The organism is Roseovarius carneus (genome assembly GCF_020141465.1).
Lineage (GTDB): Bacteria > Pseudomonadota > Alphaproteobacteria > Rhodobacterales > Rhodobacteraceae > Roseovarius > Roseovarius carneus.
The window spans coordinates 1,375,205-1,396,513 of record NZ_JAHSPD010000001.1 but is presented as its reverse complement, the minus strand read 5'-3'; the positions used below and the strand labels follow the sequence as shown (position 1 = coordinate 1,396,513).

Genomic DNA, 21,309 nt, shown 5'->3' with positions numbered 1-21,309 from the left:
GCTGTGCGCAAGGTCAGGTCCGCACCGCATAGCGCGCCAGGAACATCCGCACGACCGAGGCCACGACCTTTGCTATCTCCTGCTCGGAGAAATCGGTCGCTACCCCACAGAGCTTGCGCACAAAGAGATCTGATTTGCACAGCTCCCCAAAATGGCTCGCAGCCATGTGCAGATCATCAATCTCCAGCACACCGCGCTCGATGTAACCCTCCAGCACCACCCCCATCCGGGCGCGCAACAAGGCGGGGCCGCTGTCATAAAACCGCTGGCCCAGTTCGGGAAAGCGGTAGGCCTCGGCCACACAAATCCGAAACATCTGCGTACCAAAATCCGACAGGAAAAACCGCACCACCCGGTCCGCGATCATGCGCAGCGCCTCGTCCACAGGGGCGTCCGGGTCAATCACCTCAATCGCCGCACTGGCTTGCCTGTTGCACTCGATACGCGCCACTTCGGAAAACAAGAGCCGCTTGTCGGGCACGTAGCTATAGAGCGTCGCCTTGGAGACGCCCGCCGCGCGCGCGATGTCGTCAACGCTGGCACCTTCAAATCCGTCGCGCATGAAAACCACCCGCGCGCCCTCCAGCACCTGGTCGAATTTCCGGCCCTTCTTGATCTGAGCCGCCTGTGCGGTCATCGGCTGCCTCCCGTTTGGGCCACCTTAGCTTACTCCCCCGCACCGCTGCCCGGCAACCCGCCGATGTGCTAAATCGCACCACGTCACAAACCATAAGACGTGCGCGCACCCGCGACGACTTCAACAGATATTCATCTGTTTCCCCCTTCGCCCCGCGCTGCTACACCGAGGGTGTCAAACTATCCAACGGCGGAGTCACACCATGCAAACCCAATCCGAGAATGCCTGCTTCGGCGGCGTGCAGGGCGTCTATTCCCACCGCTCCGAGGCGTGCCAGACGGACATGACTTTCGGCCTCTTCCTGCCCGAGGAGGCCAAGCTCGGCCCGGTTCCGGTACTTTGGTATCTCTCGGGCCTGACCTGCACCCATGAGAACGCCATGACCAAGGCGGGTGCCCAAGGTTGGGCCGCAGAGCAGGGTATCGCACTGGTCTTTCCCGACACCTCCCCGCGCGGCGAAGGTGTGGCCAATGACGACGCCTTCGATCTGGGCCAGGGGGCCGGGTTCTATGTGGACGCGACCCAAGACCCATGGGCCCCACATTTCAACATGTGGAGCTATGTCTCAGAGGAGCTTCCCGCGCTCATTGCGGCCAATTTCGCCGTCGATATGGAGCGCCAAGGCATCACCGGCCACTCAATGGGTGGGCATGGCGCGCTGACGCTTGCGATGGGCCTGCCGGGGCGGTTCGCCTCTGTCTCGGCCTTCTCGCCGATCTGCAACCCGGCGGCGTCCGATTGGGGCCGCAAACAGCTCACGGCCTATCTTGGTGCGGACGCATCCAAATGGGCCAAACATGACGCGAGCCTGATGATGGAGGCTGAGGGCTTTGACGGGCCGATGCTGGTCGACACAGGCACGAGCGATCAGTTCCTAGAGCTTTTGCGTCCCGAAACCCTCGCCATGACCGCAGCCAAACGCCGCCAGCAAGGCAGCATCCGCATGCAGCCCGGCTATGATCACAGTTATTTCTTCGTCCAAAGCTTCATAGAAGATCACATCGCCTTCCACGCAGAAGCGCTCTACGCGGTTTGACGCCATGAGCCATTATGACCTGATCATCATTGGCTCTGGCCCCTCGGGCCGCTCTGCTGCCATTCAAGCCGGAAAGCTGGGCCGCCGCGTGCTGGTCATCGACCGCAAGGACCGTCTGGGCGGCGTCTCGGTGCATACCGGGACGATCCCCTCCAAGACCCTGCGCGAGACGGTTCTGAACCTCTCTGGCTGGCGCGAGCGGAGCTTTTACGGGCGCTCCTACCGGGTGAAGGATGATATCGACGCGGGCGATCTGAAAGCCCGGCTGCACAAGACGCTCGATTACGAGGTCGACGTGCTGGAGCATCATTTCAACCGCAACCATGTGGACACGCTTTATGGGCTCGCGCGCTTTGTCAGCGCCCATGAGATCGAGGTCGCCACGGCGGCGGATGATGTGACCCGCCTCACCGCTGACAAGTTCCTTATCTCCACCGGCACGCGCACGCACCGCCCCGATACCGTGCCTTTCAATGGTCGCACCATCGTGGACAGCGATGAGTTTCTTGACCTCGCCACCATCCCGCGCAGTCTGACGGTTATCGGTGCGGGCGTGATCGGGGTGGAATACGCCACCATGTTCTCGGCCCTCGATGTGCGCGTCACCCTGATCGAGCCGCGCGACAGCTTTCTGGATTTCATCGACAAGACCCTCATTCAGGACTTCACCCACCAGATCCGCGAGAACGGTGTGGATTTGCGCCTCGGCTCGACCATCGAGGGGATTGAGGATGCGGGCGGGCATGTGGAAGTGACGCTTGGCAATGGCCGCCACGTGCGTAGCGAAATGTTGCTCTTTGCCGCCGGGCGGATGGGGGCCACCGACAAGCTTGCGCTGAACAAGGCCGGGCTTGAGCCGGATCATCGCGGGCGCATCGAGGTAAACCGCAAGACCTATCAGACAACGCAGCCGCATATCTATGCCGCAGGCGACGTGATTGGGCACCCGAGCCTTGCCTCTACCTCCGTTCAGCAAGGGCGTATCGCTGCGTGCCATGCGCTCAATGTGCCGACATTGCCCGAGAGCCCGTGGTTTCCCTATGGCATCTATTCCGTCCCCGAGATCAGCACCTGCGGCATGTCCGAAGAGGAAATGCAGGAGCGCGGCATCCCTTACGAGGTCGGTATCGCCCGCTTTCGTGAGACCAGCCGGGGCCATATCATGGGGCTGGAGCATGGCATGCTCAAGATGCTCTTCTCACTCAAAACCCGCCGGGTTCTGGGGGTGCAGATCGTGGGCGAAGGCGCAACCGAGCTGATCCATATCGCCCAAGCGGTGCTGAACCTCAAAGGCACGGTGGATTACTTCGTGCAGAACACGTTCAACTATCCCACCCTCGCCGAGGCCTACAAGATCGCGGGGCTTGATGCGTTCAACCGGATGCCAATCCCCGAGGAATACAAGGTCAAACGCCCACACGAGGCCGCCGAGTGAGCATCTATGTCGATGCCGATGCCTGCCCTGTGAAGGCCGAGGTGGAGAAGGTCGGCACCCGCCACAAGGTGCAGATCTATGTGGTCTCCAACGGCGGTTTGCGCCCCTCGCAAAACCCGCTCGTGGAGACGGTGATCGTGCCCGACGGGCCGGACATCGCCGATATGTGGATCGCCGAACGCGCGGGCGCGGGCGATGTTGTGATCACGGGGGATATCCCGCTGGCCGCGAAATGCGTCGCAGCGGGCGCGCAGGTGCTCAAACATAATGGCGAGGCGCTGACGGCGGCCAATATCGGCAATGTGCTGGCGACCCGCGATCTGATGACCGATCTGCGCGCCGCCGATCCGTTCCGCATGGGCGGCGGCAAGGGGTTTACAAAGGCCGACCGCTCGCGCTTTCTGGATGCTCTGGAACGGGCACTGCGCATCGCCGCCCGCTGAGACGCCGGGAGGGTAAATGTCCACTGTCGAGATAAGACGCAACAACCTGATCGGGGCGGCCTGCGCGCTCTGCGCAATCGTGTGTTTCTCGTTCAATGACATGGGCATCAAATTTCTCAGCGACACCTACGCGCTGCATCAGATCGTGTTCCTGCGCACCCTTGTGGGCCTCGCCTTTTTCGCCTGCGCCATCATGCCTTTCGCAGGCGGTTTGGGGCTGATCCGCACGACACGGATCAAGGCGCATCTGCTGCGCGGCGGCTTTGTGGTCTTCGCCAATATGAGCCTTTTTCTGGGCCTTGCCGCCCTGCCCATCGCGGATGCCATCGCGATCTTCTTTGTCTCGCCTCTGCTGATCGCTGTCTTGTCAGTCTTTGTGCTGGGTGAAGTGGTCGGCCCGCGCCGCTGGGCGGCCATCGCCATCGGGTTCGTCGGCGTTATCATCATCGTGCAGCCCGGCACCTCGGCGTTTCAGATCGCCTCGCTGCTGCCCGCGTTCGCAGCACTTCTCTACGGCTCAATGCACATGTTGACCCGCAAGATCCGTGGCACCGAAAGTGCCGCGACCATGACATTCTACATCCTCTTCACGTTCCTTGTCGCCTCCGCCGCGTTCGGCCTTGCCTTCGGCCATGGCAATTTCGAGACCGGCGCGCACCCGTCGCTGTCATTTCTGCTGCGGGCATGGGCGCCGGTGACACCCGGCGACATCCCCATCATCATCATGCTGGGGGTCACGGGTGTGATGGGCGGGATGCTGATCTCGCAGGCCTACCGTCTGGCCGAGGCCGCCTTTGCCGCCCCATCCGAATATGTCGCCATGCCGCTCGCGATCATGTGGGGCGTCACGGTGTTTGGCACATGGCCCACGGCCAATGCGTGGTTCGGGATCGCGCTCATCCTCGTCTCGGGGCTTTATCTGGTGTGGCGCGAGACGGCGCAGGACAAGACGCCTAAATCGCCCCAACCGCCGAGGTAGCGTATGATCCAAGCCGTGATCTTCGACATTGGCAACGTGCTGATCGAATGGCAGCCCGAGTGCTATTTCGATGGCGTGGTGGGCGAGGCCCGCAGGCGCGCGCTGTTCGCCGACGTGGACCTGCACGCGATGATGGACCGGATCGACGCAGGCGCTGACTTCGCCGGGGAGGTTGCACGCACCGCGCAGGTGCACCCCGAATTTTCGGCTGAAATCCTGCATTTCCGTGACCATTGGACCGACATGGCGCAGCCCGAAATCCCCCGATCCGTGCGCCTCCTGAAGGCCCTAAAGGCGCGGCATATCCCCGTCTTTGCCCTGTCCAATTTCGGCGCCGACAACTTCCCACTCAGCGTGGCGCAGTTCCCGTCCCTGGGCCTCTTTGATCGCAGCTATATCTCCGGTGCCATGGGTATGCGAAAGCCCGACCCCGCCATCTATGCAGCCGTCGAGGCCGATTGCGCCCTGCCGCCCGGGGCACTTCTCTTCACCGATGACCGGGGGGAGAATATCGCCGCAGCCGCCGCGCGCGGATGGCAGACGCACCTCTTTGAAACCCCCGAAGGCTTTGCGCAAACGCTCGTCGCGCGCGGCCTTTTGCCCGAGAAGGATGCGCAATGACCGTCACCATGATCCCCTTTGCCGAAGGAGAGGCCAAGCTCGACTGGTTGGCGCTTTGCGAGGCCTTTGAGCGTGGCCACGCCCTGCCCAAGGCCGAGATCGCCGATACGTTTCTCTATCGCGGCGATGACACGCTGCTGAACCGCTCGGCCTGGATCGACGGCGTTGGGCTGGCCGTGAAATGCGCGACCGTCTTTCCCGGCAACCCGGCACAAGGCGCGCCTATGATCAACGGCGCGGTGAGCCTTTTCGACGATGCGCGCGGCACGCTCGCCGCGATCATCGACTTTCACCTCGTGACCAAGTGGAAAACAGCCGGTGACAGCCTCTTTGCCGCCCGCCGCCTTGCGCGTCGCGATAGCCGCAAGATCCTGATCGTGGGCGCAGGCACGGTGGGCCGCAATCTCTGGCAAGCCTATCGTGCAGGGTTTCCGGGTGCCGAGTTCACCCTCTGGAACCGCACCCAGGCAAATGCGGACGCAATGGCCGAAGCCTGCCCCGGCATGATGGTGGCCGACGATCTAGAGACCGCCGTGCGCGCCGCCGACATCATCACCTCGGCCACGATGAGCACCGAGCCGCTAATCCATGGTGACTGGCTGCGCCCCGGCCAGCATGTGGACCTCATCGGCGCATACCGCCCCGATATGCGCGAGGTGGACGACACCGCCCTCATGCGCGCCCGCGTTTTCGTTGATAGCTTCGACACCACGCTGGGCCATATCGGCGAGATCAAGATCCCGCTTGAGACAGGCGCGATTGCGCGCGACCATATCCTTGCGGATTATTACGAGGGCGATTTCATCCGGCAAAGCGATGACGAGATCACGCTTTTCAAAAACGGCGGGGGCGCGCATCTGGATCTGATGACCTCGCGCTACATCCTCGACGCGTGGCAGGCGGCGTGATCTGGCCGCTGGCCTTCGTCGCTGCGGCGGCGCTGGCCCCGTTTGCACGCGAAACCCTGCGGCCCGGCCCGCGCCTCAAAGACGCCCCCGGCAAGTTCGCCACCCTCTCCCAAGGGCAGACGCATTATCAATGGCTAGGGGCCTCCAAAGGCCCCGTGGCGGTCTGCGTCCATGGCCTCTCCACGCCCAGCTTCGTCTGGGGTCCGGTGGCTCGTGCGCTTGGAGAGATGGGCTTTCGCGTGCTGGTCTATGACCTCTATGGGCGGGGATATTCCAGCGCCCCGCGCGGCCTGCAAGACAGTGCTTTTTTCACACGGCAGCTTGGCGATCTTTTGGACCACGAAGGCATCACGCACGACATCACCCTTCTGGGATACTCCATGGGCGGCATGATCGCACCGGCTTATGCCGCTGAAAATATGAGAAAAATACGCCAGATGGTCCTCATCGCTCCGGCCGGCCTCGGCCATGATCTGGGCCCTGCGGGGCGGCTGATGGCCCAAACCGGGCTCTTGGGCAGCTGGGCGATGCACGCCGTTTATGGCCGCTCCTTGCGCCGCGCACTCGAAGCGGAACGCGACCAGCCCAGCACCGTGCAAAACATCACAGATCTGCAACTGGCGCAGCTCCGCAGACGCGGCTTTCGCGGCGCAGTCCTGTCATCGCTGCGCGGTATCCTTGATGAGCAGTTTGAGGATCGCCACTGCGCAATCGCCGCCCATGGCCTGCCGCTTTTGGCCCTGTGGGGCGCGCAGGATCCAATCATCCCGCTCAGCGGCCAAGACAAGCTCACAGAGTGGAACCCCTCAGCCCAGCACCGCGTCGTGCCCGACGCAGGCCACAACCTGCCCTTCGCCAACACCGATGCGGTCACATCCGCACTCAACGAATTCCTGATCCGCTAACGTATTTCGAGACAAACCAGAGGCACAGCTTTTCTCGAAACGCTCGCAACATATAGGGTCCGCCTGCGTTTCAAATTATCTTCGTGCCGCAAGTATAATTCAAAACGCTTTAGTCGCGTTTGCCCGCGTCGCCAACACCCTGCCGGTCACACAAAAGCGCCAGCTTCTCTTCCATCTCCCCCAGCCGCGCAATCACATCGTCGCGGTAGGCGTCCGTGGAAGCGATCGCCTCTGCCTGATGCGCATCTTGCATGGAGTTCACGATCAGACCCACCAAAAGGTTCACTACGGCAAAAGTCGTGACCATGATAAACGGCACAAAGAACGCCCACGCCCAAGGGTAGGTCTCCATCACCGGCCGCACGATCCCCATAGACCAACTCTCAAGCGTCATAATCTGGAAAAGCGTGTAACCAGATTGCCCCAATGTGCCGAACCATTGCGGAAAATCCGCGGCAAAGAGCTTGGTCGCAATCACAGCACCGATGTAGAAAATAATCGCCATCAAGATAAAGACCGAGCCCATCCCCGGAAGGGCCGTCACAAACCCCTCGACCACCCGCCGCAGGCTGGGCGCCACGGAGATTATTCGCAACACGCGCAAAATCCGCAACGCCCGCAGCGCCGAGAAACCCTCGCCCACAGGCGCGAGCGAAATACCCACAATGATCAGATCGAAAACACTCCAGCCATCGCGGAAAAACCTCCCCCCCCGCGCAAAAAGCTTGAGCGCAATCTCAGCCACGAAAAACGCAAGACACGCCCGGTCAATCGCAAGGATCAGCGCCCCATGCGAGGCCATCAGCCCTTTGGATGTCTCCATGCCCAGAATAATGGCGTTGAAGATGATCACGCCGATGATCACCTGCCGCACCCGCGGGCGCTCCAGAAATTCGTCGATCCGCGCCCGAAGCCCCGTCATGCCACCCCCATGCTCCCATCACCCGCAATATGCGGTGCCACTTGCCCACATACAAGCAGGCCCCGGCCAAACCTGACCCGTCCTTCTTCTTGCCGAAGATATCCCGGGGGGATGTTGAAAATTGCTTAAATTTTCAACATCGGGGGCAGCGCCCCCTCAGCCCCTAAACAAATCCAGCGCGCCGAAGGCGCTCCGCTTGGTCAAGCCCGCAGGGTCACGTGCCGCCTGCGATCATCTCGTATTGCGTCACGATCACCTCTGCCTGCTTGATGCTGGCAATATCCACAAGGCGCCCCTTATAGACGGTCGCTCCCTCGCCATTGGCCTTGGCCGTTTCCATCGCGGCAAGGATCTCGCGCGCCTCGGACACAGCCGCCTCGGAGGGTGTGAACACTTCATTGCACAGCGCGATCTGCTTGGGGTGGATGGCCCATTTTCCCGCCATGCCCAACGTGGCCGAACGTCGTGCCTGCGCGCGGAACCCCTCGTCATCGGAGAAATCCCCGAACGGGCCATCAACGGGCAACAAACCATTTGTCCGGCAGGCCGCGACAATCGCTGTCTGGGCCCAATGCCACGGGTCCGACCAGTGCTTCTCGCCCTCGCGGATCATATAATAATTTTCCTGAGTGCCGCCGATCCCCGTAGTCGCCATCCCCATGGAGGCCGCAAAATCCGCCGCCCCGAGGCTCATCGCCTGCAAGCGCGGGCTGGCCGCCGCGATCTGGTCCACATGGGAGATACCTGCGGCGCTCTCGATGATCACTTCAAAGCTGATCGGCTTGGTGCGTCCCATCGCGCGCTCAATTGCCGTCACCAACGCGTCCACCGCATAGATATCCGCCGCACAGCCCACTTTGGGGATCATGATCTGATCAAGCCGGTCGCCGCCCTTCTCCAGAAGATCCACCACGTCGCGGTACCACCAGCCACTGTCCAAGCCATTGATCCGCACGCTGAGATATTTGTTGCCCCAATCGACCGTGTTGATCGCCTCAATCGTCTGGGCGCGGGCCAGGTCCTTGTCCGTGGGTGCCACCGAATCTTCCAGATCAATGTTGATCACATCCGCCGCGCTTGTCGCCATCTTCTCGAACAGTTTGGCGTTCGATCCAGGCCCAAAGAGCTGACAGCGGTTGGGGCGGGCGGGAGCGGATGGCTGGAGGCGGAAGCTCATGTTTTGTAGCCTTTCGGGGTCAGAAAATTACAGGTAGTTCGCACGTGGAGCTATTAAATTGCGCCCCTGCGCGCAAGGTTATTGTGCATGTGCAGTATATCCCCGTGATCTGCGGGGAACCGCATTGAGAAGGTCGGCTACCACAACGACAACGCCCTCAAACCCGGCGCCTTAGGCGGACTCGTCACCGCAGGCTTTCCCGACGCTTGGCTCAAACACTATCTCGGCGGTGATCTGGCCTTGATCGATCTGATCCCTGCGCTGACGTTGCCGCACACGCAGCATTTTGCTCAGTTTCAACATCATCGAGGGTTCTGCACAGAGACAGGCGGGCGCAGCCGAAAGCGCAGCCGTGGCGCAACTGATCTTTCTGGACACTGGGCCAAGTGGGTTGACGCAAAAACGGTCAAGGTCAGCGATGCCAAGCGTGAGACAGAAGCGCATTCACCTTGGCCCGTTTTCTCAGAAGAATTTTCTGCGGAAATATGCACCACAAGAAAAGAAATCTTGCGCATTTTTCCGCTTGGATAGCGGATTCAACATGATATTATGCGTAGTCCGGTCCAAACTGCGCTTTGTGATCTTGGGCCACTGAGCATTGATTCTGTACGCTTTGGCACAATGAACGCAAGATCATCACGAAGGACACACCGGGGACATAGGCCATGATCGAGACACCATATCTGCTTTTTCTGGGCGACGCGCCCGACATGCTGGCTGCCAAAGTGGCCATTGGCATCCGCGACTGGCGGCCTGAAAATGCGCTGGGACAGCTGAGCCTGCCCGGCTGCGGGGCCGATCTGGGCCTCACGGAAATGACGCTGGAAGAGGCCAAGGCCGCCGGGGTGAAAACCCTTGTGATCGGCGTTGCGAATCGTGGCGGGATAATCAGCGCAGCGTGGAAAGAGGTGCTGATCAAGGCGCTGGAGATGGAGTTTGATCTCGCCTCTGGCCTGCACAACCTTTTGCGCGATGAGGGCGATCTTGTCGCCGCCGCCCAGACCTATGGCGGGACGCTGCACGATGTGCGCGTGCCCACCGATGGCTACCCAATCGCCAACGGCGTGAAGCGCAGCGGCAAACGCTGCCTCGCCGTGGGTACGGATTGCTCGGTCGGCAAGATGTATACGGCCATGCAGATGGAACGTGACATGACCAAGCGCGGGATGAAGGCCACGTTCCGCGCCACCGGGCAGACCGGCATCCTGATCACCGGGCATGGCGTGCCCTTAGATGCGGTAATCGCCGATTTCATGGCCGGATCGGTTGAGTATCTGACACCAGATAATGATGCGGATCATTGGGACATGATCGAAGGGCAAGGCAGTCTTTTTCATGTGAGCTACTCAGGCGTGACCATGGCGCTGATCCATGGCGGGCAACCTGACGCGCTGATCCTGTGCCACGAGCCGACGCGCAACCACATGCGCGGATTGCCCGGCTACACGCTGCCCTCGCTGGAGCGGCTGCGCGACACCGCCCTTCCCTTGGCCCAAGTCGCCAACCCGGCCTGCAAGGTGGTGGGCGTGTCGATCAACACCCAACATATGAGCGAGACAGACGCGCGCACGTATCTGGCCGAGGTGGAGGCGCGTCTGGGGCTGCCCACGACCGATCCTTACCGGTTCGGGTCGGACAAATTGATTGATGCGTTGGCCGCGATGTAATCGAGCGGCGGCGCTTGAGGCTGGTATAGGAGCCTCCGGCGGGGATATTTTTGGCAAGAAGATGATGAGGGAGCAGGCTCATGAAGGTGACCGTTACGCGCGATGTCTTCAAGCTGGCGCAGGTCTTTACGATTTCGCGCGGCTCGCGGACCGAAGCGCAGGTATTGACGGTGCGGATCCGCGACGCAGGCCATGAGGGCTGGGGCGAATGTGTGCCTTATGCGCGCTATGGCGAGACGTTGCAGTCGGTCACCGATGAGATCGCGGGGCTGCCGGGCACGCTGAGCCGTGCGGCGCTTTATGATCTGCTGCCTGCGGGAGCCGCCCGCAATGCGGTGGATTGTGCGCTGTGGGATCTGGAGGCCAAGCGCACGGGCAAGCGGGTTTGGGAGCTTGCGGGCTTGTCCAAGCCCGGACCGGAGATCACGGCCTATACGCTGTCTCTTGCCGAGCCGGACGAGATGCGCGCGCAAGCCGCGAAACATGCACACCGCCCGCTTTTGAAGATCAAGCTTGGCACGCCAGATGATATGGCTCGGCTGGAGGCCGTGCGGGCGGGCGCGCCGCGCGCGCAGATCATCGTGGATGCCAATGAGGGGTGGTCGGCGGAAGTTTATGCGGATCTTGCCCCGCATCTTGTGCGTCTTGGGGTGACCTTGGTGGAGCAGCCCTTGCCCGCAGGCGAGGATGAGGCACTACTGGGGATGGCGCGGCCCGTACCCGTTTGTGCCGATGAAAGCTGCCATGATCGCAAGAGCCTTGCCGCGCTCAAAGGCAAGTATGATGTGGTGAATATCAAGCTGGACAAGACCGGAGGCCTGACCGAAGCGTTGGCCCTGAGGGATGCGGCGCGTGCCCAGGGTTACAAGGTCATGGTGGGCTGCATGGTCGGCTCATCTCTGGCGATGGCGCCTGCAACATTGGTAGCGCAAGGCGCGTTGGTGACGGATCTGGACGGGCCGCTTTTGCTGGCCGAGGATCGGGCGACACCATTGATGTTTGACGGGGCGGGCGTGCATCCACCGCAGCCTGCGCTTTGGGGATAGGGGCCGCTTGGCCCGAGAGATAAGGAAACCTATGATGACGCGTATTGTTTATTTGAACGGCGATTACCTGCCCGAGAATGAGGCGAAGATTTCGATCTTTGACCGCGGCTTTCTCATGGCTGACGGGGTCTATGAGGTGACCACGGTTCTGGGCGGCAAGCTGCTTGATTTCGCAGGCCACGCAAAACGATTGGAACGGTCGCTGAGCGAGCTTGAGATGGACAAGCCCGCCGGGTTTGACGATCTGCTGGAGATCCACCGCGAGCTGGTGCGGGCAAACGACATCGAGGACGGTCTGATCTATCTTCAGATCACGCGTGGCAGCGATGGAGATCGTGATTTCGCCTATCCGGCGGCGGGCACACCAGCCACATTGATGCTGTTTACACAATCCAAGCCCGGTCTCGCGACCAGCCCAGCCGCGCAAAAGGGGATCAAGGTCATCTCCATCCCTGATCAGCGTTGGGGGCGGCGCGATATCAAGACGGTGCAGCTGCTTTATCCGTCGATGGGCAAGATGATGGCCAAGACGGCGGGCTGCGACGATGCATGGATGATCGAGGACGGGCATGTGACCGAGGGCACGTCCAACAACGCCTATATCATCAAGAACGGCCGGATCATCACCCGCCATCTGGGCAATGAAATCCTGCATGGCATCACCCGCGCTGCCGTTCTGCGCTTTGCCCGCGAGGCGCAAATGGAGGTGGAGGAACGGGCGTTTACCCTTGCGGAGGCCTTGGCCGCCGATGAGGCGTTCATCACCTCTGCTTCCGCCTTTGTGATGCCCGTGGTGGAGATTGACGGCGTGGCCGTAGGATCTGGTGCGCCTGGCCCCGTGGCCAGCCGTTTGCGCGAAATCTACATTGATGAGAGTCGGAAGGCAGCGGTCTGACCCCGCCAAACCCTAGCCTTTGGTCACGTTCTCGTCGAAGGCTTTGGTGAAGGCCGCCTGCTTGTCCGCGCCCGCCTCGGTCTGATAGTTGGCCTTCCACTCATTCATCGTCATGCCGTAGAAAATCTCGCGCGCTTCCATCTTGTCCATCTCGATGCCGCGCGCATTTGCGGCTTCCTGATACCAGCGGCTCAGACAATTGCGGCAGAACCCGGTGAGGTTCATCATGTCGATATTCTGCACATCGGTGCGCTTTTCCATCAGGTGCTCGCGCAAGGTGCGGAAGGCGGCGGCCTCAAGCTCAAGTTGCGTCTGGGCGTCGATCTTGTCGGTCATATCGCAGTCTCCTTTGGCATTATTGGGGCGGCACGCGTTTTACGTAAGCCGGGTCCAGATCGGCGAGGTTCACCGACAGGCTGGCCTCTTCGGGCAGGGCGATCTGCATCTGGTCGAGGATTACCCGGCACAGGTCTGATTTGGTGGCGGCGTCCCGCCCCGGCAAGAGCAAAAGCGTGGCATGGGCAAAACTCTGGCCCTTGGTGCCCAACATATGAAGATCACATGCGGTGCAGCGCAGCTTAAGCGTCTCGGGTTTCGTGATTGCGGGATGTGCGGCCAGCGCGCGGAAAAGCCCGTCCAGAAAGGCCGCATCGGGCCTCAAATCGGCAGAATGCTCAATGATGACATGCGGCATGGGCGGGATTTCCTCAGATATGGTCCAAAGCGGCGGTGAGATGGGGCGCGAGCCGTGCGGCCCATGCGGCTTGTGCGTCTGCGTCCGCGATCAGATCATTGCGCAGCTCGATCAGAATATTGGGCCGCTCATGAGCGATGGCGTGACGCGCAATCGCATCGCCGGGCAGGTGGCCTGTATAGGGCTCATTATCGCCCACACAAAGGTCCGCCTCCGCGCGCAGGCTGCGCAGCAAGGGCTCGGCCAGCCGCCGGTCCGCCGCCGACAAAAGCGCCAGATGCCATGGCCGCGCCGGGCGCGCGCGCAATTGCCGTGTGAAGCTGTGGATCGACACGATCACCGTATCGTCCCGCCGCGCGGCGATTTGCGACAGGGCCGTGTGATAGGGTCGGTGCATCCGGTTGAGCCGCGCCTCCACCTCAGCCGCGTCCACGTGGCGGTTGCCCGGAATGATGGTGCCGTCATAGAGCTTCATCACCAGCGTGGGATCATCCTCGCCCCGGTTGGGATCAATCACGAGGCGGCTGAAATTCGTGCCGATCACTGGCGCATCAAGCGCCGCGCCCAGCGCCCGCGCCACGCCTGCGGCCCCAATATCATAGGCGATGTGACGCTCCATATCGGCGGGGGCCACGCCAACTGAGCCGCCATTCACGAAAGGCGGCACAAGATTGCTGGCATGATCGCAGGTGATCAACCACCGCGAGGCACGGCTCTGCCCCTCGAGAAAAAAAGGCTCATATGTCATTGCGGCGTCATCTTTCACGGGCCAAGGTCTAAGTCGCATCGTGGTGCTGTGCAACAAAGCACTGGCGCGCTGTTAGCGATAACTGTAGCAGTGGGCCCCAGACCGACCGATAAGACAAGCCGCATAGAACAGGACGACACATGAGACGCCATCGCAACGTGAAAATCGTGGCCACACTGGGCCCTGCCTCCAACACCTATGACATGATCCGCGCGCTGCACGAGGCCGGTGCGGATGTCTTTCGCCTCAACATGAGCCATGGCGAGCATGGCGCGATTGCCGAACAACACCGCATCATCCGTCAGGTCGAGACCGATCTTGATAGCCCCATCGCCATCCTTGCGGACCTCCAGGGACCCAAGCTGCGCGTTGGTGTCTTTGCCAATGGCGAAGAGGATCTGGCGCCCGGCGCGCAATTCCGTCTCGATCTGGACGAGGCTGAGGGCGACAGCACCCGTGTGAATCTGCCCCATCCCGAGATTTTCAAGGCGCTGCGGGAGGGGGCCACGCTTCTCGTGAATGACGGGAAAATTCGCCTTCGCGTGCTCGATTGCAGCAAGACCCATGCCAATTGCGAAGTGGTTGTGGGCGGCGTGATTTCCAACCGCAAGGGTGTGAATGTACCGGATGTGGAACTGCCTGTGGCAGCGCTTTCGGAGAAAGACCGGCGCGATCTGGAATTTGTCTGCGGGCTTGGCGTCGACTGGCTCGCGCTCAGCTTTGTACAGCGCCCCGAGGATGTGACCGAGGCGCGCGCGCTTGCCGCAGGGCGGGCCGCAATTCTCAGCAAGATCGAGAAACCTTCCGCCGTCACCCGTTTTAATGGGATTTTGGCGGCCTCGGACGGGATTATGGTCGCACGGGGCGATCTGGGCGTGGAGCTTCCTGTGCAGAACGTGCCGCCCATCCAAAAACGTCTTGTGCGGGCCTGCCGCGCGGCGGCAAAGCCTGTGATCGTGGCGACCCAAATGCTCGAGTCGATGATCGAAAGCCCCGTGCCCACCCGCGCCGAGGTCTCGGACGTGGCCACGGCCATCTATGAAGGGGCGGACGCCATCATGCTCTCGGCGGAAAGTGCCGCAGGAAGCTATCCTGTCGAGGCCGTGACCACGATGGACAATGTCGCCCGTGAGGTCGAGGGCGACCCGACCTATACCCAGATCATCGAGGCCTCGCGCACCGCAAGCCGCACCACCGTGGCCGATGGTATCGTCGCCGCCGCGCGCGAGATTGCGGAGACCACGGATATCAAGGCGATCTGTTGCTTCACCCAAAGCGGGACAACAGCCCTTCTCACATCGCGCGAGCGTCCGCGTGTGCCGATCATCGCGATGACGTCTGAGCGTGGCACCGCACGCCGCCTCGCGCTCAGCTGGGGGATCAATTGTGTCATGACGTCCGAGCTTGACCGGTTCAAGGAGGCGGTGATCAATGCCGCCCGCGCCGCCCGCGCCCAAGGTTACGCGACCACCCTCGATCAGATTGTGGTGACCGCCGGTGTGCCCTTCAACGTGCCGGGCACGACCAACATCCTGCGCGTGGCCCCCTGTCAGGAAAGTTTGATATACGCCACCGATCCGGGCTAAGCTCGCCTCACATAAGTTGAGAGGGCGCTGCATGAACTCCGACCTGTTTCTCGTGACTGGCCTTGTTATTGGCGTATTCTCTGTTCCGTCCATCGTTTCGTCGCTGTCCGATAAGCGCCCGCCGCGCGTGGCCGCCTTCACTCTGATCGCCTCCGGGGCTTTGATTGTCTACGCCATACAAACCAAACCCGGCGGGTATGAATTGCAGGACATTCCCGCAGCCTTCGCGCGGGTCTTGGCAATGATTATCTGAGACGGGCCTCAGGGGTGCAAAAGCCCCTCAAGCGCCGGATGCTGAAAGCTGCGCCGCACAGTGACTGCGTAAAAACTCTCCTTGATCGCCAAATCAAAGGGCGCGGTCTGCACCGTGCCCGCCGCGATCTCATCGGCCAGAACAACCGACGGCGCCACGGCAACCCCCACCTGCGCCCGCGCCAGAAGACGCACCATCGCCATATCATCCACATCCGCCACGATCCGGGGGCTGACCTTGAGCCGTGCCACAAGGCTGTCAAACCCTGTGCGGATGGGGCTTTCTGTCGGCACGATCAGCGGCTCATTGGCCAAAAGATCGCGCAGGTTGTCATATCCCAGCCGCGCGGGCGGTCCGTGCAGCCCCACGGTCTGCTCGGCAATGAGATGCGCGGTGAAGGCCCCGCGTGCGGCACTGCTTGGCGGCTCGGTGGTCAGCACCACATCGAGGGTGAGCGAGCGCAGCGCCTCCAGAAGCGGCTCGGCATTGCCCGAGCGCAGGATGAAGCTTGCCTCGGGTTGGGCCATCAAGGGCTCCAGAAAGCGCAGCTGAAAGTTGCGCGACAGGGTGGAGAGCGCGCCCACCTTGAGGGGTGGCACCTCGCTGCCCGCACCTTGCAGAGTCACCAGCATCTCATCGCCCGCCGTGAAAATCCGGTCTGCATAATCCAGCGCGATCTGCCCCACCTCCGTCAGCACCAGCTGTCGCCCGACCCGGTCAAACAGAGGCTGTCCCAGCCGCGCCTCCAGCGCCCGGATCTGTGTCGAGAGGGCCGATTGCGACAGGTTCAGCCGCTCAGCCACGCGGGTGAGATTGCCCTCATGCGCGACCTCGCGAAAATAGCGCAGGTGGTGATAGTTCAACTGCTGCATCTAGGGCCCTCCGGATGTTAGCGCGCTTGGTATCTTTTTTATAGAACGTTTTGTGCGAAAAGTTATATTTATTATCCACGTCCCCCTCCGCCATATCCCTCCGAAGCCTTTCGCCCAAGGAGAGTCACATGGATATTCTGGCCGACATCTTTTCCACCATCATATCGCAGTTTCAAAAACCTACATTGGCGTTTTTGCTGGGTGGGATGCTGATCGCCGCGATGGGCAGCAAGCTGGAAGTGCCGGACCCGGTCTACAAATTCGTAGTGATGCTATTGCTGCTGAAAGTGGGGATGAGCGCGGGCATCTCGGTGCGTGAGGCGGATCTGATCTCGCTCGCGGTGCCGGCGCTCTTTGCTGCGTTGGCGGGGATCGCAATCGTGCTTTTAGGCACGCAGACCATCGCAAGGTTGCGCGGCGTCTCGCATATGGACGCGATGGCCACAGCGGGGCTTTTTGGCGCGGTCTCGGCCTCCACGTTGGCGGCCAGCATGGCGGTTCTGGATTCCGAAGGCATCGCGTATGAGGGCTTCATCGGCGCGCTCTACCCGTTCATGGATATCGCAGCCCTTGTCACGGCCATTGTACTGGCACGGATGGCCAAAGCCCGGCGCGCAGGGGCAGAGGTCACAACTGGCGGTGCAGCCGCCATAAGCGAAGCGCCTAAAGGCGGTATGAGCGGCGCAGAAGTACGCGGCATCTTTGTCGATACGTTCCGCAGCCCTGCGATATCAGCGCTTGTGCTGGGTCTTGCCCTCGGCATCTTCGCGCGCCCCGAAAGCGTCTATGCCAGCTTCTATGAGCCGCTTTTCCGCGGTCTGTTGTCGATCCTGATGCTGGTCATGGGGATGGAAGCCTGGTCGCGCCTTGCGGAGATGCGCAAAGTGGCGGGCGCCTACATTCTCTACGGCTTGGCGGGGCCTTTGGTGCACGGGATGATCGGCTTCGGCTTCGGCCTCGCCGCGCATCACATCACCGGATTTTCCGCAGGTGGCGTGGTTTTGATGGCAACGATGGCCGCGTCCAGCTCGGACATCTCTGGCCCACCCACCATGCGCGGCGCGCTGCCCGAGGCGAACCCTTCGACCTATGTGGGCACCTCCACGGGGTTGGGCACGCCGGTGGCGATCCTGTCGATCCCTCTCTTCATGGCGCTGGCGGACGCGATGATCGGGTTTTGAGGCGCATAGGGGCCTGGTTTTGCCCTTGCGTGGCCCGGCATTGATGCCTAAAAGGCGGCTTCACCCGCGCGTCCGGCCAATGTGGCATGCCGAGTCGCGCGCATACGACCGAACTCAGAATAGGAGCCGGAAATGCCCAAGATGAAGACCAAATCAAGCTGTAAAAAGCGATTCAAAGTGACGGCGTCAGGCCGTGTCGTGGCGGCGCAAGCCGGCAAGCAACACGGAATGATCAAACGCAGCAACAAATTTCTCCGTAACGCGCGCGGCACTACCACGCTGAGCAAAGCAGACGAAGGTATCATCAAACCGATGATGCCTTACGCACGATAAGGGGGATCTGAGATATGGCACGCGTCAAAGGTGGGGTTGTTACCCACGCCCGTCACAAGAAAGTCATCAAGGCCGCCAAAGGCTATTATGGCCGCCGCAAGAACACCTTCAAGGTGGCCGCTCAGGCCGTCGACAAGGCCAACCAATACGCGACCCGCGACCGCAAGAATCGCAAGCGCAACTTCCGCGCCCTGTGGATTCAACGGATCAATGCCGCCGTGCGCAGCCATGACGAGGCGCTGACATACAGCCGCTTCATCAATGGCCTGACACTGGCCGGGGTCGAAGTGGACCGCAAGGTTCTGGCCGATCTGGCCGTGCACGAGCCCGCAGCATTTGCCGCGATCGTGGACCAAGCCAAAGGCGCGCTGGCAGCTTAACCGCTTCCGTGCTGTCAGACATCAAGACGCCGCCGTGCTTCTGCCCCGGCGGCGTTTTTGCGTGTGGGGCAGAGGGCACGCAAAAACTGCTTTTAGTTACGCAGCCCGCGCCGGAGACTTTTGGGCAATCAAGTCCCCTGGGGTGGGGTGAACTCACTCAGCCAAACTCAAGACACCCCATTTGCGCGCTCCAAAAAACTCTGGCGCCACAGTTGCTCATGTGACCCGCTTGCCATAAATTCGCGTGGCAACACATCAGACGCTCAAGATACACGATCCCGGGAAGGCATCACGCCGTGCAGACAGACTGCCTGATCATTCATCTTGAACGCGCCCATGCGCGCCTGCCACAGGTGCGTGAGATGATGGATATGGTGCCTTTGCCAGCGCATATCGTGGCAGCGGTGGACGGCCAAAACATGAGCCGCGCGCAGAGCCAAGCCTACAGGCCCCGCCGCCTGCGCCCACGCTATCCGTTTCATCTCAGGCCCTCCGAGGTGGCCACGTTTCACAGCCACCGCGCCTGCTGGCGCAAAATCATCGACGATGGGCTTGAGGCCGCACTTATCCTTGAGGACGATCTACATCTCGACCCGGAGATTTTTCCGAAGGCCTTGGACCTCGCATTGTCCCACGCACAGCAGGGCGAGCTTGTCCGCTTTCCGATCAAGATGCGCGAGACAGCTCTGCGCGACATCGCCTCCAACGGAGAGGTCCATCTGAAATCATATGACAGTGTGGCCCTCGGGATGGTGGCGCAATTGGTGACCCGCAACGCGGCCCAAGCGCTTCTGGCGGCGACCGAGACATTTGACCGGCCAGTGGACAGTTTTTTGCAGATGCAATGGGTCCACCAAGTGCCGGTGCGGACCATTTGGCCCTGCGGCGTGCGCGAAATCTCAAACGAGCTTGGCGGCAGCCTCATCACCCGCAAAAGCGGCCCCGTTGAGCGGCTGCGGCGCGAGGTGCTGCGCCCGCTTTATCGCCGCAAGATCAAGGCGCTCTCCAAGGCATATCTCCATGATGCCGAGTGATCCCAACACGCGCGTCACGATCGTGACAGTGGCCTATAACAGCGCGGGCGTGGTGGCAGATATGCTGGCCTCTATCCCGGCGCAAACTCCTGTTGTGATCTTCGACAATGCCTCTGGGGACCAAGCGTTGCTGCGCAATGTGGTGGCAGATTTGGGCACTGTGCGCCTGCTAGAGAGCGCCGAAAACCTTGGCTTTGGTGTCGGGTGCAACACGGGGGCCGCGCAGGCCGAGACCGAATTTTTGCTTTTTCTCAACCCCGATACGATCCTCTTTCCCGACAGTTTGCAAAAGCTTGTGCAGGCCGCAGATCAGTACCCGGAGGCGTCGGCGTTCAATCCGCGCATCCTCAATGATGATGGCACGACCGTCCTCAAGCGGCGCAGCGATCTTGTGCCGCGCGCAGCGTGGTTGGCTAGGGGCGCATTGAGCCAAGACACCGTTCTGCCGGTTCTGTCGGGGGCTGCGTTTTTCGTGCGGCGCGCGGCCTTCGAGGCGGTGGGCGGGTTCGACAGCGAGATTTTTCTTTTCTTCGAGGATGATGACCTCAGCGTGCGTCTGGCCGCCTCGCAAGGCCCATTGATGTATATCCACGGGGCTGAATTGCGCCATGTGGGCGGCGCTTCTTCTGCTTGGTCACCCAAGAGCGAGCGGATCAAGAACTGGAATTGGGGCTTCTCGCAGATCTATGCGACGCGCAAACATGGCCGCAGGCGCGCGGCGGCCGTGGCCGTTCTCCGCACGGGGTTGCGGGCGCTGTCGCCACTGACGCTTTTGTCCGCACGGCGCAGGCATAAATATGCAGCACGGATGGCAGGGATATTCGCCGCACTCCGGCGCGGATAGCGCAAGGGCATGGCGGTGGCCGAGATTTCCCTTCCCCTCGACGTCAGAAAACGCCAAGTTCAGGGCGCTATGGAGCCGCCAAGATTATCGGTCCGCCGCGTGCCGGTGGCATCAATTCGGAGATTCGAGTGACGCCCCGCTCGTCCGTGTAGAAACAAAAACCTGACTGAAAGAGCCGCCTCAATGGGATTCTTGTCAAAAGCAACGCAAGCAGCATCGCGCAAATCACCTTTGCTGGCGCTGATGACGGTCGTGGCCATGGGCCTCGCGTCCTGCGGGTTTGAGCCGGTCTACGGCGAGAATTCGGCAACGCCGGGGGCGCTGAGCCAAGCAAGCTTGAGGGATCCCACCACGCAGCCGGAGTTTCTTTTCCTAAAAGCCTTTGAAGAGAGACTTCCACCGCCGCAAAACCCACAATACAGGGTCGATTACCAGCTCAGCGTCAGCTATCAGGGATTGGACGTGATCGACGCCTCGCGGGTTCAGGTCGTGGGCCGGGTCGTCGCTGATTTCGTCAATCTGGAGACAGATACCGTCGCGTTCGTGAGCGCTGTGGATGCGTTCGCAAGCTACACAAGCGGCGGCAGTTTTCCCGAGACAGAAAGAAGAGACGCCGAAAGCCGTTTGATGAGAATTTTAGCCGACAGGCTGATCACACGTTTGATGGCTCAGACCATGACGCTTGAGTAGGATGGACCTTGAAGAGGGGCTGC

At 61.3% G+C, this 21,309-nt stretch carries 26 protein-coding genes; 19 read left to right on the top strand and 7 right to left on the bottom strand.

Annotated features, from left to right (window positions below):
- Nucleotides 1-13: 13 nt before the first annotated feature.
- Complete coding sequence (locus KUD11_RS06965) at nucleotides 14-637, bottom strand: TetR/AcrR family transcriptional regulator (RefSeq protein ID WP_109385390.1); 624 nt, start codon at nucleotides 635-637, stop codon at nucleotides 14-16.
- A 202-nt stretch (nucleotides 638-839) separates the two neighbouring features.
- Here KUD11_RS06965 and fghA point away from each other — a divergent pair, with 202 nt between their 5' ends.
- From fghA to KUD11_RS06930, 7 genes are read left to right on the top strand one after another with little or no spacing between them, the layout of a single operon-like run.
- On the top strand, nucleotides 840-1,673 hold the full coding sequence (gene fghA / locus KUD11_RS06960; RefSeq protein ID WP_109385392.1) for an S-formylglutathione hydrolase: 834 nt from the start codon (nucleotides 840-842) through the stop codon (nucleotides 1,671-1,673).
- A 4-nt stretch (nucleotides 1,674-1,677) separates the two neighbouring features.
- Complete coding sequence (gene sthA, locus KUD11_RS06955) at nucleotides 1,678-3,108, top strand: Si-specific NAD(P)(+) transhydrogenase (RefSeq protein ID WP_109385394.1); 1,431 nt, start codon at nucleotides 1,678-1,680, stop codon at nucleotides 3,106-3,108.
- Complete coding sequence (locus KUD11_RS06950) at nucleotides 3,105-3,551, top strand: YaiI/YqxD family protein (protein WP_109385396.1); 447 nt, start codon at nucleotides 3,105-3,107, stop codon at nucleotides 3,549-3,551. Before sthA ends, KUD11_RS06950 begins: the two co-directional genes overlap by 4 nt.
- A gap of 16 nt (nucleotides 3,552-3,567) precedes the next feature.
- Nucleotides 3,568-4,530, top strand: coding sequence for a DMT family transporter (locus KUD11_RS06945; RefSeq protein ID WP_109385398.1), 963 nt, complete (start codon nucleotides 3,568-3,570; stop codon nucleotides 4,528-4,530).
- A 3-nt stretch (nucleotides 4,531-4,533) separates the two neighbouring features.
- On the top strand, nucleotides 4,534-5,151 hold the full coding sequence (locus KUD11_RS06940) for an HAD family hydrolase (RefSeq protein ID WP_109385400.1): 618 nt from the start codon (nucleotides 4,534-4,536) through the stop codon (nucleotides 5,149-5,151).
- A complete protein-coding gene (locus KUD11_RS06935) occupies nucleotides 5,148-6,059 on the top strand; it encodes an ornithine cyclodeaminase family protein (protein ID WP_109385402.1) in 912 nt (303 codons plus the stop codon). Before KUD11_RS06940 ends, KUD11_RS06935 begins: the two co-directional genes overlap by 4 nt.
- Nucleotides 6,056-6,964 carry an alpha/beta fold hydrolase gene (locus KUD11_RS06930; protein WP_109388113.1) on the top strand — a complete coding sequence of 303 codons (909 nt, stop codon included), beginning with the start codon at nucleotides 6,056-6,058 and terminating at the stop codon, nucleotides 6,962-6,964. Before KUD11_RS06935 ends, KUD11_RS06930 begins: the two co-directional genes overlap by 4 nt.
- Nucleotides 6,965-7,073: 109 nt before the next feature.
- On the opposite strand, the gene KUD11_RS06925 is transcribed toward KUD11_RS06930, so the two are convergent.
- Nucleotides 7,074-7,886, bottom strand: a complete 813-nt coding sequence (locus KUD11_RS06925; protein ID WP_109385404.1) for an ion transporter — start codon at nucleotides 7,884-7,886, stop codon at nucleotides 7,074-7,076.
- Between the two features lie 214 nt (nucleotides 7,887-8,100).
- The gene (locus KUD11_RS06920) at nucleotides 8,101-9,063 is read right to left on the bottom strand and encodes an L-malyl-CoA/beta-methylmalyl-CoA lyase (protein ID WP_109385406.1); all 963 of its coding nucleotides are present in this window, start codon (nucleotides 9,061-9,063) and stop codon (nucleotides 8,101-8,103) included.
- A 240-nt stretch (nucleotides 9,064-9,303) separates the two neighbouring features.
- Between KUD11_RS06920 and KUD11_RS06915 the strand changes: the two genes are divergently transcribed.
- From KUD11_RS06915 to KUD11_RS06900, 4 genes are all read left to right on the top strand, one after another.
- Nucleotides 9,304-9,594, top strand: a complete 291-nt coding sequence (locus KUD11_RS06915) for a hypothetical protein (protein ID WP_146190846.1) — start codon at nucleotides 9,304-9,306, stop codon at nucleotides 9,592-9,594.
- Nucleotides 9,595-9,728: 134 nt separating this feature from the next.
- Nucleotides 9,729-10,730: an N-acetyltransferase DgcN gene (dgcN, locus tag KUD11_RS06910; RefSeq protein WP_109385410.1), complete on the top strand. Its 1,002-nt coding sequence runs from the start codon at nucleotides 9,729-9,731 to the stop codon at nucleotides 10,728-10,730.
- Between the two features lie 80 nt (nucleotides 10,731-10,810).
- Nucleotides 10,811-11,776, top strand: coding sequence for an N-acetyl-D-Glu racemase DgcA (gene dgcA / locus KUD11_RS06905; RefSeq protein ID WP_109385412.1), 966 nt, complete (start codon nucleotides 10,811-10,813; stop codon nucleotides 11,774-11,776).
- Nucleotides 11,777-11,810: 34 nt separating this feature from the next.
- Nucleotides 11,811-12,671, top strand: coding sequence for a D-amino-acid transaminase (locus tag KUD11_RS06900; protein ID WP_109388115.1), 861 nt, complete (start codon nucleotides 11,811-11,813; stop codon nucleotides 12,669-12,671).
- Nucleotides 12,672-12,683: 12 nt separating this feature from the next.
- Here KUD11_RS06900 and KUD11_RS06895 read toward each other — a convergent pair whose 3' ends face one another.
- The 3 genes from KUD11_RS06895 to KUD11_RS06885 are packed head-to-tail and all read right to left on the bottom strand — an operon-like array spanning nucleotide 12,684 to nucleotide 14,113.
- Nucleotides 12,684-12,995, bottom strand: a complete 312-nt coding sequence (locus KUD11_RS06895) for a DUF1244 domain-containing protein (RefSeq protein WP_109388117.1) — start codon at nucleotides 12,993-12,995, stop codon at nucleotides 12,684-12,686.
- A gap of 31 nt (nucleotides 12,996-13,026) precedes the next feature.
- Nucleotides 13,027-13,365, bottom strand: a complete 339-nt coding sequence (locus KUD11_RS06890) for a 5-carboxymethyl-2-hydroxymuconate Delta-isomerase (protein ID WP_109385414.1) — start codon at nucleotides 13,363-13,365, stop codon at nucleotides 13,027-13,029.
- A 13-nt stretch (nucleotides 13,366-13,378) separates the two neighbouring features.
- Complete coding sequence (locus tag KUD11_RS06885; RefSeq protein WP_109388119.1) at nucleotides 13,379-14,113, bottom strand: N-formylglutamate amidohydrolase; 735 nt, start codon at nucleotides 14,111-14,113, stop codon at nucleotides 13,379-13,381.
- Nucleotides 14,114-14,253: 140 nt separating this feature from the next.
- Between KUD11_RS06885 and pyk the strand changes: the two genes are divergently transcribed.
- Both pyk and KUD11_RS06875 read left to right on the top strand, forming a co-directional pair.
- On the top strand, nucleotides 14,254-15,699 hold the full coding sequence (gene pyk / locus KUD11_RS06880; RefSeq protein ID WP_109385416.1) for a pyruvate kinase: 1,446 nt from the start codon (nucleotides 14,254-14,256) through the stop codon (nucleotides 15,697-15,699).
- A gap of 31 nt (nucleotides 15,700-15,730) precedes the next feature.
- Entirely contained in the window at nucleotides 15,731-15,952 is a 222-nt protein-coding gene (locus KUD11_RS06875; RefSeq protein ID WP_109385418.1) for a hypothetical protein, read from the top strand.
- A gap of 8 nt (nucleotides 15,953-15,960) precedes the next feature.
- On the opposite strand, the gene KUD11_RS06870 is transcribed toward KUD11_RS06875, so the two are convergent.
- The gene (locus KUD11_RS06870) at nucleotides 15,961-16,824 is read right to left on the bottom strand and encodes a LysR family transcriptional regulator (protein ID WP_109385420.1); all 864 of its coding nucleotides are present in this window, start codon (nucleotides 16,822-16,824) and stop codon (nucleotides 15,961-15,963) included.
- A 128-nt stretch (nucleotides 16,825-16,952) separates the two neighbouring features.
- On the opposite strand from KUD11_RS06870, the gene KUD11_RS06865 reads away from it, so the two are divergent.
- From KUD11_RS06865 to KUD11_RS06840, 6 genes are all read left to right on the top strand, one after another.
- Nucleotides 16,953-18,005: a sodium-dependent bicarbonate transport family permease gene (locus tag KUD11_RS06865; RefSeq protein ID WP_109385422.1), complete on the top strand. Its 1,053-nt coding sequence runs from the start codon at nucleotides 16,953-16,955 to the stop codon at nucleotides 18,003-18,005.
- Nucleotides 18,006-18,137: 132 nt separating this feature from the next.
- A complete protein-coding gene (gene rpmI, locus KUD11_RS06860) occupies nucleotides 18,138-18,338 on the top strand; it encodes a 50S ribosomal protein L35 (protein ID WP_109385424.1) in 201 nt (66 codons plus the stop codon).
- Between the two features lie 14 nt (nucleotides 18,339-18,352).
- Nucleotides 18,353-18,718 carry a 50S ribosomal protein L20 gene (gene rplT, locus KUD11_RS06855; RefSeq protein WP_109385426.1) on the top strand — a complete coding sequence of 122 codons (366 nt, stop codon included), beginning with the start codon at nucleotides 18,353-18,355 and terminating at the stop codon, nucleotides 18,716-18,718.
- 296 nt (nucleotides 18,719-19,014) lie between these two features.
- Nucleotides 19,015-19,752 (top strand): glycosyltransferase family 25 protein, encoded by a 738-nt coding sequence (locus tag KUD11_RS06850; RefSeq protein WP_181375289.1) that lies wholly within the window; start codon nucleotides 19,015-19,017, stop codon nucleotides 19,750-19,752.
- Nucleotides 19,739-20,596, top strand: a complete 858-nt coding sequence (locus tag KUD11_RS06845) for a glycosyltransferase family 2 protein (RefSeq protein WP_224380163.1) — start codon at nucleotides 19,739-19,741, stop codon at nucleotides 20,594-20,596. Before KUD11_RS06850 ends, KUD11_RS06845 begins: the two co-directional genes overlap by 14 nt.
- 183 nt (nucleotides 20,597-20,779) lie before the next feature.
- Nucleotides 20,780-21,286: a hypothetical protein gene (locus tag KUD11_RS06840; protein WP_146190847.1), complete on the top strand. Its 507-nt coding sequence runs from the start codon at nucleotides 20,780-20,782 to the stop codon at nucleotides 21,284-21,286.
- Nucleotides 21,287-21,309: the final 23 nt, after the last annotated feature.